The organism is Paraburkholderia sp. GAS41 (assembly GCF_050436545.1).
Classification (GTDB): Bacteria; Pseudomonadota; Gammaproteobacteria; order Burkholderiales; family Burkholderiaceae; genus Paraburkholderia.
In genome coordinates this window covers 27,024-42,391 of the sequence record NZ_JBNDMK010000034.1, presented here as the reverse complement: position 1 = coordinate 42,391, position 15,368 = coordinate 27,024, and the positions used below count along the sequence as shown (strand labels likewise).

Genomic DNA, 15,368 nt, shown 5'->3' with positions numbered 1-15,368 from the left:
GCAGCATGTCCGAGCGAAACGAATCCGCCGCGCCACACGAACCGGGACAAGTCAGGCCAGTGAGCGGCGACCACCATGTGGTGCTGCGTCACACCTTGCGGGTCGTGGCGGCAATCGCGCTGGTCGTCTACTTCATCGCGGCGGTCCTCTTCATGGGACTGCGCTATGGCGTGCTGCCGCGTGTCGACGCGTTCCGGCCGCGCATCGAAGCGCTCGTCTCCGAAAAAATCCACGCGCAGCTCACCATTGGCAAACTGGCGCCGCACTGGACGGGTTTCCAGCCCGGCATCGACGTCACCAATCTGACCATTCGCGACCGTGACGGCAAGATCGGGCTCAATATCCCGCATGCCACCGCGACGGTTTCGTGGCGCTCGCTTTGGCAACTCAGACCCATTCTTTCCAGCCTGATCGTCGATCAGCCCGACGTACTCATTGCGCGCAGCGGCGACGGTTCGCTCTCGGTCGCCGGCGTCATGATGCCAAGCACGCATACGGGCAACGACACTTTCACCACGTGGCTGTTGCGTCAGCAGGCCATCGTGCTGCGCGGCGGCACCCTGCGCTGGATGGACGCGCGTCACGACGCGCCCGAACTGGCGCTGCAGAACATTCGCCTCGCCATCCTCAATGACGGCTACAACCATCACCTCGCGCTGCAAGCGCCGCCGGACGGCAAGGTGCTGCACGGTCCGCTCGATTTCCGCGCGCAATTCAGGCACATGCCGCTGTCGGCGATCGGCAAGCCGATCAACTGGACCGGCCAGGCGTACGTGTCCACCGGCCCGGTCGACCTGCCGGCGCTGGCCCACTACATGGATTTCCCGATCGAGACCTTCGCGGGCCGGATCGACAACGCCATCTGGATCGAGTTTGCTCGAGGCCGGATGAAATCCGCCAGCGGCGAACTGGCCGGCACGGATGTCTCGATGCGCGTGCGTCCGACCCAGCCGCGGCTCGACGTGCCGGTGGCGAATTTCTCGTGGAAAGTTGAAGTGGCGGAGTCTGGCGACTACACGCTGCAACTGAACCATATGCACGCCGAACTCGGCCAGCCACCGCTCGAAGACGGCACGCCGGTCACCCGCACGCTCGCCCTGACGACCCTGACCGCGCACTACCGCAGGCCATCGCTGCAACACGGCCAGTTGATCAGCGTGGCCGGCGACCACGTCGATCTCGGGATCCTCGCTGAATTCAGCCGCGCGCTGCCGCTGCCGGGGCGCCTGCTCAATGGGCTGCTGCGTTTCAATCCGCGCGGACTGGTGGCGAACTACGTCATCGAAGTCGAGCGGGCCAAGCCGAGCTCGGGCGAAGCCGCTGTCGAACATAACGCCACCGGCACCGAGCCGATCGTGCGCTACCGTCTCAAGGCAGACCTGCAGGGCATTAGCGTGGCGGCCCAGGAACCGCCGCCGGGACTCACCCCGCTAGGCCATCCGCGGGCCGGTTTGCCTGGCGTCGAGAACCTGTGGGGCAGCGTCGATGCCGACGAAACCCACGGCTCGATGACCATCGACACCAACAATGTGGCGCTCACCTTGCCGGGCGTGTTCGACGACCCGCGCCTCAAATTCGACCGCCTGCAGGGCCACGGCAGCTGGACCGTGCAGCCGACAACCGCGCCAGGCGAGCAGCACAAGGCGTTTGCGATCACCGTCCCCGACCTGCGCGTGGCCAACGCGGACACCGCGGCGACGGTCACGGCCAACTACAGCAATGCGGGCCATGGACGCGGCTCGCTCGACCTGAAGGCGCAGTTCGATCACGCCCAGGTCACGCGCATCGTGCGCTACCTGCCCACCAGCATCAGCGAGAAGCTGCGCAATTACCTCGGTCACGGGCTGCAGGCCGGCATGTCGCGCGGCGCGGTCATCGAGGTGCATGGCGACCTCACCAAATTCCCCTATTCGCGCGACCCGACCGCCGGCGTGTTTCATATCGTCGCGCCGTTCAAGGGCGCCAAATTCGACCCGTCGCCCTTCCCGCCGCGCCTGATGAAGGACGGCGTCACGCCGAACGTGTGGCCGGCGCTGGACGGTATCGACGGCAGCTTCGAGCTGAAAGAGAACGTGCTGCGCTTCGACGTCGAACGCGCTCACTACAAGCGCGTCGCGCTGACCAAGGTCGGCGGCAAGATCGACGATCTCGGCACCAAGGCGTCGCCTCTCGTGATCAACGGCGACGGCCACGGACCGCTTGCCGACATGATCGACTACGTCAACGCGAGCGCGCTCGGCGGCCTCTCGAAGCACGTCGGCGAGAAGGTCCAGGCCGAAGGGCCCGCGTCGCTCGCGCTCAAGCTGACCGTGCCGCGTACGCCGAAGCCGCATATCGCTGTCGAAGGTGCGCTGGGCTTCCAGAACGACCGCCTCGCCATGGACAACGTGCCGCCGTTGTCGCAGCTCAACGGCAAGGTTCACTTTACCGAACACACTGCGCAGTTCGACCGGCTGAGCGGCCAGTTCCTCGGCGGGGATGTCCACGCGAAAGGCGGGGTGCAGAACAACGGCACCTATGCGCTCGACCTGAACGGCCACATCGCCGTCGATGCCGCGCGCGGCCTGAATCTGCGCGGTCCGGCCGCACAGGTGCTCACGCGCATGAGCGGCAGCGCGCCGTACGATCTGAGCGTGAACGGCGCGAAAGGACGCTTGCCCGACATCACTGCGAATTCAGACCTGAGCGGCCTCGCGCTCGATTTCCCCGCGCCGTTCAACAAGCCGGTCGGCCAGCCGATGCCGCTGCACTTCAGCCTCAAGCCCGCCGCTTCGGCAAGCGACACCGGCTTGCAGCGCGCCGATCTGCAGTTCGGCCCGATCGCCGCGACCTACTTGCTGCGTCACACGCCGGGCCAACCGCCCGCGGTGGTGGCCGGCGCGGTTGGCGTCAACAAGCCTGCTGAACTGCCCTCCGAAGGGGTCACCGCCGCAGTCGACATCGACACCTTCGACGCCGACCAATGGCGCGCGTTCGTCACCCAGATGCGCAGCAAGGAAGCCGCTGCTGCGCCCGCGGGAGCGGCAGCAGCGGCGGCCAGCGCGCCCAACCCCACGCTCACGCAGTTTCTGCCGAACCGCTTTGCCGTGCACGTCAACACCCTGACGCTGCTCAAGCGTCACTGGGAAAGCGTGATCGTCGGTGCGTCGCGTGACAAGGGCAACTGGCAGGCCAATATCGCCTCGAATCAGGTTTCCGGACACGTCGCGTGGCTGCCCGGCCCGGTCAAGGGCTCGCCGGGCACGCTGCAGGCCCGCCTCGCCCGGCTGGTGATTCCCTCGGCCACGGAAAACGATCTGCTCGGCCAGGCCATGTCGGCGCCCGCGCAGAACATGCCGTCAATCGATCTGGTGGTGAACGAGCTGATCGTGCGCGACCACAATATAGGCAGCCTGGAAGTCGACGCGCACAACTTCGAGGAAGACGGCGTGCCGGTCTGGCAACTGGACAAGCTCAACATCAGCAACCCGGACGCCACGCTGACCGCGACGGCGAACTGGCGCACCGCCACGCAACTCGGCGCCAACGCCGACGAAGAGCCGCAAAAGCGCACCGTGTTCGATTTCAAGCTCGATATCAAGGATGCCGGCGCCCTGCTCGAGCGGGCCGGCAAGCCGCGCACGCTCAAGGGCGGCAGCGGGACGCTGTCGGGCAAGGTGGTCTGGCTCGGCGGCCCGACCCACATCGACTATCCGACGCTGAACGGCAATCTGGCGGTGGACCTGCAGCACGGCCAGATCCTCAAGGTCGATCCGGGCGTCGCCAAACTGCTGGGCGTGCTGAGCCTGCAAAGCCTCGCGCGTTTTGCGACTTTGAATTTCCGCGATGTGATCGGCGAAGGACTGCCGTTCGAGAGCGTCAAGGGCAGCGGTCAGATCAACGACGGCATCGGCCGCACGGAAGACTTCAAGCTGGTCACCGCGCCGGCTCGCGCCGAGATGTCGGGCTCGGTCGACCTCGCGCAGGAATCCCAGGACCTGCATGTGCACGTCGTGCCCACGATCAGCGCTGGCGCCGGTGTGGTCGCCGCCACGGTGATCAATCCGCTGATCGGGCTGGCCGCGCTGGTCGCCGATTTCGCGCTGTCGAAGTCGATTTCGAAGGCGTTCGCGCTGGACTACGCCATCACCGGTTCGTGGTCGAAACCGCATGTCGAGCGGGTGCACGGCGATCGCGGTAAGATGGACCTGCCGGCTTCGACCGTCGAAGCGCAATGAACCTCGTAGTGAGTACCGTCTGACGATACTCGTGGCGCCGGACCGGCAGCGGTACAGCCTTGATCGACCCAGGCGGCGTCTGTACTCCACGCCAGCCTGCTCACTGCCGGGAGTCTTTCGAAACGCTCATGAGCGAACACCACGCCCACTCAACATCCCCTGATCCGACCTTCCGCGTCGCCGCCCTGCAAATGGTGAGCACGCCGGATCGCGAGCGCAACCTGGCCGAGGCGGAGCGCCTGATCGCCGAAGCCGCGTCCGACGGCGCGCAACTCGTCCTGCTGCCCGAATACTTCTGTTTCATGGGTTTCAAGGACACCGACAAACTCAGCGTGCGCGAACCCCATGGCGACGGCCCGATCCAGCGCTTTCTCGCGGATGCGGCGCGCCGCCATCGCGTCTGGGTGATCGGCGGCACGCTGCCGTTGACTGCGCCGGAAGCCAACCGGGTCCTCAACACCACGCTCGTATTCAACCCGCAAGGCGAAGAAGCGGCTCGTTACGACAAGATCCATCTGTTCAATTTCGAAAAGGGTGACGAATCGTTCGACGAGGCGCGCACCATTCGTCCCGGTGCCGAGGTTCGCACCTTTGACGCGCCGTTCGGGCGGGTCGGCCTGTCGGTCTGCTACGATTTGCGCTTTCCGGAGCTGTATCGCCGTATGGGCGATTGCGCGCTGATCGTGGTGCCGTCGGCCTTCACGTATGCGACCGGCCGCGCCCACTGGGAAATGCTGCTGCGTGCCCGAGCCGTCGAAAACCAGTGCTACGTGCTCGCCGCGGCGCAAGGCGGCACGCATGAGAACGGCCGCCGCACGTGGGGACACAGCATGCTGATCGACCCGTGGGGCGAGGTCGCCGCGGTTCACGAGGAAGGCGCCGGAGTCGTCGCCGGCAATCTGCAGCGCGCACGCATCGACGAGGTCCGCCAAAGCCTGCCGGCGTGGCGCCACCGCGTGCTAACGAGCTAAAGCTGAATCTGACATTGAAAGTACGACGCCGCCCACCCATATACGTGATGCGCGTGCGCCGTCCGAACCACCTTGTATCGAGCAGAACATACCTCGCATGAATATCATCGAACCCGGTATCCGCAATCTCGCCACCGCCAAGGACGTGCTCCTCACGCCTTACGGCCTCGACGAAGCCGTGCTTACCCGCACGCTCGCCGAAATCTTCACGCACCGCATCGACTACGCGGACCTGTACTTCCAGGCCACCCGTAGCGAAGCGTGGAGCCTGGAAGAAGGCATTGTGAAATCAGGCAGCTTCAGCATCGACCAGGGAGTCGGCGTGCGTGCCGTGTCCGGTGACCGGACTGCGTTCGCCTACTCGGACGATCTGTCGCCCGAGGCCATCCGCCAGGCGGCGCTCGCCACCCGCTCGATCGCCAAGGCCGGCGGCGGCAAGCAGAAGATCAAGGTGGCTTCCACGCTGACCGGCATCGCCGGGCGCGACCTGTATCTGCCGTCCGATCCGCTGCATTCGCTCGACGCGACCGCCAAGGTCAAGCTGCTCGAGCGCGTCGAACAGATGGCGCGCAGCCGCGATCCGCGCATCACCCAGGTGATGGCGGGGCTTGCCGGCGAATACGACGTCGTGCTGGTTGCGCGCAGCGACGGCGCGATGGCCGCTGACATCCGGCCGCTGGTGCGCGTGTCGGTCACGGTGATCGCCGAGCAGAATGGCCGCCGCGAGATCGGCAGTGGCGGCGGCGGTGGCCGCTTCGACTACGGCTATTTCACCGACGCCGTGCTGTCGAAGTACGTCGACGACGCAGTGCATGCCGCGCTGGTCAACCTCGACGCGCGCCCGGCCCCGGCCGGTGCGATGACCGTAGTGCTCGGACCGGGCTGGCCCGGCGTGCTGCTGCACGAGGCAATCGGTCACGGCCTCGAAGGCGACTTCAATCGCAAGGGCTCGTCGGCGTTCGCGGGGCGCATCGGCGAGCAGGTTGCCGCCAAGGGCGTCACCGTGGTCGACGACGGCACCCTGCCGAATCGTCGCGGCTCGCTCAATATCGACGACGAAGGCAATCCGACCCAGTGCACCACGCTGATCGAGGACGGCATTCTGAAGGGTTACATCCAGGACACGCTGAACGCCCGTCTGATGAAAATGCCGGTGACCGGCAACGCGCGCCGCGAATCGTACGCCGCCCTGCCGATGCCGCGCATGACCAACACCTACATGTTGAATGGCGACAAGAATCCGCAGGAAATCATCGGCTCGGTCAAGAACGGCCTGTATGCGGTGAACTTCGGCGGCGGCCAGGTGGACATAACCAACGGCAAGTTCGTGTTCTCGGCCTCCGAGGCCTACATGATCGAAAACGGCAAGATCACCTACCCGGTCAAGGGTGCGACGCTGATCGGCAGCGGCCCGGAATCGCTCAAGTACGTCACCATGATCGGCAACGATATGTCGCTCGATTCGGGCGTCGGCGTGTGCGGTAAGGAAGGTCAGAGCGTGCCCGTGGGCGTCGGCCAGCCGACGCTGCGCATCGAGAAGATGACCGTCGGCGGTACGGCCTGATTGCCACCTGAATGCATACTTCGTGCATTTTTTGCACGAAGTATGCGGATTATCCGCATTTTCGCCGTTCCCATGTTGTCAGCCGAGACTGCTCGGGTTATAAAGTCACTCACCTTTTAAGACCTACGTCCTCACTTTCGCCATGTCCGCCAAGTTTTATTTTTATTTTTTCTGGCATCTCAGACCGCTGGCGGATCGAGAGGGGTGTTAGTGCACGTAAGGCACCCGAAATTCCCGAAAAACCGCCAGCGAGTCTGGCGGTTTTTTTTCGCCCTGCGCGAACACCGAACACGCTACGAAACTATTCCTGGAGAACCACCATGCCCCCGCATAACACCGACGATGTCCGTATTCGAGAATTGAAAGAACTCACGCCGCCCGCCCATCTGATCCGCGAATTCGCCTGCGATGAAACGGTGTCGGACCTGATCTACCATTCGCGCCAGTCGATGCACCGCATCCTGCACGGCATGGAAGACCGCTTGATCGTCATCGTCGGGCCGTGCTCGATCCACGATACCAAGGCGGCGCTCGAATACGCCGGACGCCTCGTCGAACAGCGCAAGCGCTTCGCGGGCGAGCTCGAAATCGTGATGCGGGTGTACTTCGAAAAGCCGCGCACGACGGTGGGCTGGAAGGGTCTCATCAACGACCCGCACATGGACAACAGCTTCAAGATCAACGAAGGTCTGCGCACGGCGCGGGAACTGCTGTTGCGCATCAACGAACTCGGCCTGCCGGCCGGTACCGAATACCTCGACATGATCAGCCCGCAATACATCGCCGATCTGATCTCGTGGGGTGCAATCGGCGCACGTACGACCGAGTCGCAGGTGCACCGCGAACTGGCGTCGGGCCTCTCGTGTCCGGTGGGCTTCAAGAACGGCACGGACGGCAACGTGAAGATCGCCGTCGACGCCATCAAGGCCGCGTCGCAACCGCACCATTTCCTGTCGGTGACGAAGGGCGGCCACTCGGCGATCGTCTCGACCGCGGGCAATGAGGACTGCCACATCATTTTGCGCGGCGGCAAGACGCCCAACTACGATGCGGACAGCGTCAACGCGGCTTGCGCCGACATCAGCAAGGCGGGGCTCGCGGCACGCCTCATGATCGACGCGAGTCATGCCAATAGCTCGAAGAAGCACGAGAACCAGATTCCGGTGTGCGCGGACATTGGCCGCCAGATCGCCGGCGGCGACGAGCGGATCATCGGCGTGATGGTGGAGTCGCACCTCGTCGCCGGCCGTCAGGACTTGCAGGAAGGTTGCGAGCTGACTTACGGCCAGAGTGTGACCGATGCGTGCATCGGCTGGGACGAAAGTGTCGCCGTGCTGGAAGGTCTGGCCGACGCGGTCAAACAGCGCCGTGTGGCGCGCGGCAGCGGGAATTGAGCGGCACCGCTGCGCGATAGTCTCCGGTGGCAACGCAGGCCCGGCTCGGTGAGCCGGGCTTTTTTCGTCCTCGTTTCTTGTCACCGGTTGCCGCGACAAATCATTTAGTTAGCCGAAGGGACGAATGGTGGCGCGCGCCTCGACCCGGTAACCTGGTTGCCCATGGCGGGATCGGAAAAGTATTGCCTTTCCCGGGAGATCGGTATGAGATTTTATACATGCAAGGGACTCATGGGGCACGAGAAAGAAATCCGCTGGGTGGGCTCCAGCTTCCAAGATCTGCTGGCATTTCCCGAAGAGCCGTGTCGGCAAGCCGGCTTTCAACTGGGCAAAATCCAGGCAGGTCTAGATCCGGACGACTGGAAGCCCTTCGCAGCGATCGGGCCAGGTACACGTGAAATCCGCATCAAGGATGAGTAACGGCATTTACCGGGTGATGTACGTGGCGAAGTTCGTGGAAGCCATTTATGTGCTGCACTGCTTCCAGAAAAAAACTCAGGTCACCAGCCGGCATGACTGTGAAATTGCAGAGGTGCGGTATCGCGCCATAGTCAACGAAAGAAAGGCATAGGAATGACGATCGACACAAAAATCCGTCACGTAACCAAGCCGGGAGACAACCTGTTCCTGCACCTCGGCTTTCCCGCTGAGGAAGCGGCGCGGCTGCACGCGGCGTCACAGAAACAGATCAACGACACGCGCCTGCTGAAGGAACAGTTGATGACCGAACTGTCCAGCTGGATCGACGAGCACCATCTGAAGCAGGCCGAGGCGGCCGAGATTCTCATGGTGTCGCGCCCGCGCGTATCCGACGTGGTCAACAAGAAAACCGCCAAATTCACGATCGACACGCTGGTCGAAATAATGAGCCGGATCGGCAAGCCGGTCACGCTGGCTGTCGGCTGACGCGGCGATGCCGCGCCTGAACGGACGCCTTACTTCGTGCCGCGCTGGTGCTGCCAGAGCACATCGCTGCCGCCGTCCGCACGATTCAGCACACGCGCCAGCACGAACAGCAGATCGGACAGGCGGTTGACATATTGGCGCGGCGCCGCGTTGATGGTCTCGGTCTGGCCCAGCGCCACAATGGCACGCTCGGCGCGCCGGCACACCGTCCGGCACACATGCGCTAGCGCAGCCGCCCGTGAACCGCCGGGCAAAATGAACTCCTTGAGCGGCGGCAGCGTCGCATTGTAATCGGCGAGCCAGCCGTCGAGCTGGCCGAGATGCTTGTCCGTAATCATCGTGTGGCCGGGAATGCACAGTTCGCCGCCCAGATCGAAGAGGTCGTGCTGAATCGCCGTGAGTGCTTCCCGTACGTTGTCCGGCAGGGTTTCGCATAGCAGCACACCAAGGTTGGAGTTGAGCTCGTCCACCTCGCCGATTGCCGCGATCCGGGCGTCATCCTTGCGCACCCGGCGGCCGTCGCCAAGACCCGTGGTGCCGTCGTCGCCGGTGCGCGTGGCGATCTTGGTCAAGCGGTTGCCCATGGTATATACCGTCCTTTCAGTGTTGAAATGCGAGTGTTCCGCGCCCGCTGCGCTCATCGCGCACCTGAACCCCGCGCACTCCTACGCGCCGTCCGCGTGCCTTCACCCGTAACGCCGCCATTATAGGATCGGCCTGCGGGCCACGCGCCGGCCGCCGGACGATCGGCGTAAAATGAATCAGAAGCTACAGACAGACGCCATGCCCGTCATCAGGAGACACGTGTGAATCATCCCGCGCCGCCGGCGCCCTTGCGCCGTCCGTTCCCCGCCGAGTTGCTCACCTCGCTCAAATCCGCCTTCGGTGAGCGCGTCTCGATCGCCGAAGCGGTGCGCGCCCATCATGGCCGCGACGAATCGCCGTTCGATCCACAATTGCCTGACGCCGTCGTATTCGCGCGCAATACGGAAGACGTGCAGACCCTCGTCAGGCTCTGTGGGCAGCACGACGTGCCAGTGATTCCCTATGGCAACGGCTCGTCGCTGGAAGGGCATCTGCTGGCGGTACAGGGAGGCGTGTCAGTCGATCTGTCCGGGATGAATCAGGTGCTGTCCATCAACGCGGAAGACCTCACCGTTACCGTCGAACCAGGCATCTCACGCAAGCAGTTAAACGAAGCGCTGCGTGACACAGGCCTCTTTTTCCCGATCGACCCAGGTGCCGATGCGAGCATTGGCGGCATGGCGGCGACGCGCGCTTCGGGCACCAACGCCGTCCGCTACGGCACGATGCGCGAGAACGTGCTCGGCCTCACGGTCGTGCTGGCGGACGGCCGCGTCATCAAGACCGGCACGCGGGCCCGCAAGTCGTCGGCCGGGTATGACCTGACGCGGCTCTTTGTCGGCTCGGAAGGCACGCTAGGCGTCATCACCGAAATCACCTTGCGGCTTTATCCGCAACCGGAAGCCGTCTCGGCGGCGGTGTGCGCGTTTCCGTCCATGGGCGATGCCGTGCGCGCCGTCATCGAGACCATTCAGATGGGCGTGCCGATTGCACGCGTGGAGTTCGTCGACGCGCTCGCCATCCGCTCCATCAACTGTCATTCCCATCTCACGCTGCGCGAAGCGCCCACGCTCTTCTTCGAATTTCACGGCACCGAGTTCGGCGTCAAGGAACAGGCCGAAACCGTGCAGGAGATCGCCGCGCAACATTCCGGCGAGGGTTTCGAGTGGGCCACCCGCCCTGAAGATCGCAGCCGTCTCTGGAACGCGCGACATAACGCCTATTTCGCGATGCTGCAACTGAAGCCCGGCTGCCGCGCAGTCACCACCGACGTCTGCGTGCCGATCTCGCGGCTCGCGCAATGCGTGGTCGAGACTGAACAGGATCTGCTGGCCTCGCCGCTGCCCTGCCCGATCGTCGGCCATGTCGGCGACGGCAATTTCCACGTCGCGATCCTGATCGATCCGGACAAGCCCGAAGAGCTCGCAGAAGCCGAGCGGCTCAACCAGCGCATCGTCCAGCGCGCGCTGCGCATGGACGGCACCTGCACCGGCGAACACGGTGTCGGCCTGCACAAGATGGGCTTCATGCTGGAAGAACATGGCGAGGTCGCCGTCGACACCATGCGCTCGATCAAGCATGCACTCGACCCGCGCAATCTGATGAACCCCGGCAAGATTTTCTCGTGGGCAGCTTAGGCCGCGCCCGCTGACACCTGTCAAAGCTCGCGCGGCACGACCGCGCGACCGGCGCAACGGAGTACGAGGAGAGGAACCATGAATGCACCCGCCGAGCTGTCGGCTGAAGTGCTCGCGCAGCGCCAACGCGAGGTCGTGCAGGCGCTGATGGCCGTACTGCCGACTCATTGCCTGCTATACCGCGAGGAAGACACGGTCGCCTACGAGTGCGACGGTCTCGCCGCTTACCGGCGGCTGCCGCTGGCCGTTGCCCTGCCGGAGACCGAATCCCAGGTGCAGCGCATCGTGCAGATCTGTCATCGGCTCGATGTGCCCATCGTGCCGCGCGGTGCCGGCACCGGCCTGTCGGGCGGCGCGATGCCGATCCGCCATGGCGTGGTGGTCTCGCTGGCGCGCTTCAGAAAGATCGTCGAAGTGGATTCGTACGCACGTACCGCAACGGTTCAGCCCGGCGTGCGCAATCTCGCGATCTCCGAGGCCGCTGCGCCCTATGGGCTCTACTACGCCCCTGATCCTTCCTCGCAGATTGCCTGCACGATCGGTGGCAACGTGTCCGAGAATTCCGGCGGCGTGCACTGCCTGAAATACGGGCTGACCGTGCACAACGTGCTGCGGGTGCGGGCCATCACGATGGAAGGCGAAGTGGTCGAATTCGGCTCACTTGCGCCCGACGCGCCGGGCCTTGATTTGCTGGCGGTGCTGATCGGCAGCGAGGGCATGTTCGCTATCGTCACCGAAGTGACCGTCAAGCTGATCCCGAAACCGCAGACCGCGCAAGTTGTGATGGCGAGTTTCGACGATGTCGTAAAAGGCGGCGACGCAGTCGCCAGCATCATCGCCGCGGGCATCATTCCAGCCGGTCTGGAGATGATGGACAAGCCCGCGACGCGCGCCGTCGAGGAGTTCGTCAACGCCGGTTACGACCTCGACGCCGCCGCCATCCTGCTGTGCGAATCGGACGGCACGCCCGAAGAAGTGGCCGACGAAATCGTCCGCATGACCGCCGTGCTGCGCGAACACGGCGCCACCCGGATCCAGATATCGCGCTCCGAGCAGGAACGCCTGCGCTTCTGGTCCGGGCGCAAGAATGCCTTTCCCGCCGCGGGCCGCATCTCGCCGGATTACTACTGTATGGACGGCACGGTGCCGCGCCGCAGTATCGGGCCGCTGCTGGCGCGTATCGAGGGGATGGAGAAGAAATACCAGCTGCGTTGCATCAACGTTTTCCATGCCGGCGACGGCAACATGCATCCGCTGATCCTGTTCAACGGCAACGATCTGGATGAGTGGCACCGGGCCGAGGCGTTCGGCTCGGACATCCTCGAGGCTTGCGTCGAACTGGGCGGCACGGTGACGGGCGAGCACGGCGTTGGGATCGAGAAGATCAATTCGATGTGCGTGCAGTTTTCGCCCGAAGAACGCGATGCGTTTCACGCCGTCAAGCGGGCCTTCGACCCGCCGGGCCTGCTGAACCCGGACAAGGGCATCCCCACGCGGGCACGCTGCGCCGAGTACGGCAAGATGCACGTGCGCGGCGGATTGTTGCCGCATCCGGACTTGCCGAGGTTCTAGACGGGCTTCGGGAGCACCTTCCGGCGGCGTGTTCGCGGCAAGGAGCGGTAGCTCGCCCCTCCGCAGCGTCACCCGCAGCGCCGCCTTCCTCACCTGCCAAACCGCGCCAGCCACGGATAACGCGGTGCGGGTCCGCTCCGGGTTGTCAGCACGCCCCTGCCAGGTACAATCGAGCGAAACACAACGAAGCAGGACACCATGGAAGAGGACGACATCGTCGCCGTATGGTCCGAACGCGTCCGTTCGGCCACCGCCGAAGGCCGCCCGCTACGCATCCGCGGCGGCGGCACCAAGGACTGGTACGGTCAGACGCTGGAGGGAGACATCCTCGACACGCGCGCGCATCGCGGCATCATTGCCTACGATCCGGCCGAGCTGGTCATCACTGCCCGCGCCGGCACCCCGTTGCTGGAAATCGAGGCAGCGCTGGCCAACCATGCCCAGATGCTGGCCTTCGAACCGCCCCATTTCGGCCCGAGCGCGACACTCGGCGGTTGCATCGCGGCTGGTATCGCTGGTCCGCGCCGTCCGTCCGCCGGGGCTGCGCGCGACTTTGTGCTGGGCGCGGTCATCATGAACGGCCAGGGGCAAGTGCTCCACTTCGGCGGCCAGGTGGTGAAAAACGTCGCCGGCTATGACGTCTCGCGTCTGCTGGCGGGCTCGCTCGGCACGCTCGGCCTGATGCTCGAACTGTCGGTGAAGGTGCTGCCGTTCCCGAAGTCGGAAGCCACGCTCAAATTCGACATGAACGGCACGGACGCCGTGCGCAAGCTCAACGAATGGGGCGGCCGCCCGCTGCCGATCACCGCTAGCGCGTGGCGTCACGGCACCCTGGCGGTGCGCCTCGGCGGTGCCGAAGCGGCCGTCAAATCGGCACGCTCGGCGCTGGGCGGCGAGGTGGTGGATGCCGTCGAAGCCGAACGCTTCTGGGCTGGCCTGCGCGAGCAGACCGACCCGTTCTTCGCGGCCATTGGACCCAGGAGCGCCCTGTGGCGCCTCGCGCTGCCGTCGATCGCCGAACCGCTGCAACTGCCGGGCGCCCAGTTGATGGAATGGGGCGGCGGCCAACGCTGGTGGATCACCGACACCGACGCGCAAACCGTGCGCATCAGCGCCAAACAGGCTGGCGGTCATGCCACCATCTTCCGCACAGGCGTGGGCTATGACCGCAGCGCCGGCGTGTTCACCCCCTTGCCCGCTCCGTTGATGAAAATCCACCGTGGCCTGAAGGCCGCTTTCGACCCAGCCCGCGTTTTCAATCGCGGCCGGCTGTATCCCGACTTCTGAGCGGCGCGATGCAAACCAACCTCGCGGAATTCATCCGCCACACCGCCGACGGCGCCGAAGCCGACGACATTCTGCGCAAATGCGTGCATTGCGGCTTCTGTACGGCCACCTGCCCGACCTATCAGTTGCTGGGCGACGAGCTCGACGGCCCGCGTGGGCGCATCTACCTGATCAAGCAGATGGTCGAAGGCGCCGAGGTGACGCGCAGCACCCAGACTCACCTGGATCGCTGTCTGACCTGCCGCAATTGCGAAACCACCTGCCCGTCAGGCGTGCAGTACGGGCGGCTGGTGGAAATCGGCCGCAAGATCACCGAAGAGAAGGTTACCCGCCCGTTCGGACAGCGGCTGCTGCGCCGAGTGCTGGCCAGCTTTGTGCCCAACAGCGCGCTGTTCACGCCTGCCATGCGTCTCGGTCAGCACGTGCGCGCGTTCTTGCCGAAGAAACTGCGCGACAAGGTGCCGGCGCGCCAGCGCCCGCTCGAATGGCCGGTTGCGAAGCACGAACGCAAGATGCTGATGCTCGCCGGTTGCGCGCAACCGGCGATGATGCCCAACGTCAACATCGCCACCGCACGCGTGCTCGATGCGCTCGGCGTCGAGACGATCGTCGCGTCCGAGGCCGGCTGTTGCGGCGCGATCCGTCTGCATCTGGGCTACAACGACGAGGCGCTCGACGATATCCGCGCCAATATCGACGCGTGGTGGCCGTATATCGAACAGGGCGTGGAGGCGATCGTGATGAACGCCTCCGGGTGCGGCGCGACAGTCAAGGAATACGCGCACCTGCTGCGCAACGATCCGGTGTATGCCGAAAAGGCGCAGCGGGTTGCCGCGCTGACGCGCGATATCTCCGAGATCCTGCCCGAGTTCGAAGAGGCGCTGGTCGCCGTGACGCGCCGCCGCGCCGTGCATACCGTGGCGTTCCATCCGCCCTGCACGCTGCAGCACGGCCAGCAGTTGCGCGGCCAGGTCGAGCATGTGCTGGCGGCGCTCGGTATTGAAGTCCGCCTGCCCGCCGACAGCCATCTGTGCTGCGGCTCGGCCGGAACCTATTCCCTGACGCAGCCTACGCTCTCGTACGCCTTGCGCAATCAGAAGCTCGACAAGCTGCTGGCGCAGGAACCGCAGGTGATCGTCTCGGCCAACGTCGGCTGCATTGCACACCTGCAAAGCGGCACGTCGACGCCGGTGGCGCACTGGATCGAACTCGTCGAACATATGCTTTACGCATGA

At 64.7% G+C, this 15,368-nt stretch carries 10 protein-coding genes and 1 pseudogene; 10 read left to right on the top strand and 1 reads right to left on the bottom strand.

Annotation, left to right across the window (positions count from 1 at the left end; translation table 11 throughout):
• The first annotated feature begins 5 nt into the window (after window positions 1–5).
• The 6 genes and pseudogenes from P3T43_RS32135 to P3T43_RS32110 all read left to right on the top strand — a co-directional run bounded on the left by P3T43_RS32135 (window position 6) and on the right by P3T43_RS32110 (window position 9,052).
• The gene (locus P3T43_RS32135; protein ID WP_429285030.1) at window positions 6–4,217 is read left to right on the top strand and encodes a YhdP family protein; all 4,212 of its coding nucleotides are present in this window, start codon (window positions 6–8) and stop codon (window positions 4,215–4,217) included.
• Between the two features lie 128 nt (window positions 4,218–4,345).
• A complete protein-coding gene (locus P3T43_RS32130) occupies window positions 4,346–5,188 on the top strand; it encodes a carbon-nitrogen hydrolase family protein (protein ID WP_429285029.1) in 843 nt (280 codons plus the stop codon).
• Between the two features lie 97 nt (window positions 5,189–5,285).
• On the top strand, window positions 5,286–6,752 hold the full coding sequence (gene tldD / locus P3T43_RS32125; protein ID WP_429285028.1) for a metalloprotease TldD: 1,467 nt from the start codon (window positions 5,286–5,288) through the stop codon (window positions 6,750–6,752).
• A gap of 320 nt (window positions 6,753–7,072) precedes the next feature.
• Window positions 7,073–8,146, top strand: a complete 1,074-nt coding sequence (gene aroG, locus P3T43_RS32120) for a 3-deoxy-7-phosphoheptulonate synthase AroG (protein WP_429285027.1) — start codon at window positions 7,073–7,075, stop codon at window positions 8,144–8,146.
• Window positions 8,147–8,377: 231 nt separating this feature from the next.
• Window positions 8,378–8,717: pseudogene (locus P3T43_RS32115) on the top strand (type II toxin-antitoxin system RelE/ParE family toxin).
• A gap of 2 nt (window positions 8,718–8,719) precedes the next feature.
• A complete protein-coding gene (locus P3T43_RS32110) occupies window positions 8,720–9,052 on the top strand; it encodes a helix-turn-helix domain-containing protein (protein ID WP_429285026.1) in 333 nt (110 codons plus the stop codon).
• 29 nt (window positions 9,053–9,081) lie between these two features.
• On the opposite strand, the gene P3T43_RS32105 is transcribed toward P3T43_RS32110, so the two are convergent.
• Complete coding sequence (locus P3T43_RS32105) at window positions 9,082–9,636, bottom strand: cob(I)yrinic acid a,c-diamide adenosyltransferase (protein WP_429285025.1); 555 nt, start codon at window positions 9,634–9,636, stop codon at window positions 9,082–9,084.
• A gap of 222 nt (window positions 9,637–9,858) precedes the next feature.
• Here P3T43_RS32105 and P3T43_RS32100 point away from each other — a divergent pair, with 222 nt between their 5' ends.
• From P3T43_RS32100 to glcF, 4 genes are all read left to right on the top strand, one after another.
• Entirely contained in the window at window positions 9,859–11,274 is a 1,416-nt protein-coding gene (locus P3T43_RS32100; RefSeq protein WP_429285024.1) for an FAD-binding oxidoreductase, read from the top strand.
• A 78-nt stretch (window positions 11,275–11,352) separates the two neighbouring features.
• The gene (locus tag P3T43_RS32095) at window positions 11,353–12,846 is read left to right on the top strand and encodes an FAD-linked oxidase C-terminal domain-containing protein (protein ID WP_429285023.1); all 1,494 of its coding nucleotides are present in this window, start codon (window positions 11,353–11,355) and stop codon (window positions 12,844–12,846) included.
• A 198-nt stretch (window positions 12,847–13,044) separates the two neighbouring features.
• Entirely contained in the window at window positions 13,045–14,133 is a 1,089-nt protein-coding gene (glcE, locus tag P3T43_RS32090; RefSeq protein WP_429285022.1) for a glycolate oxidase subunit GlcE, read from the top strand.
• A gap of 8 nt (window positions 14,134–14,141) precedes the next feature.
• Complete coding sequence (gene glcF, locus P3T43_RS32085) at window positions 14,142–15,368, top strand: glycolate oxidase subunit GlcF (RefSeq protein WP_429285021.1); 1,227 nt, start codon at window positions 14,142–14,144, stop codon at window positions 15,366–15,368.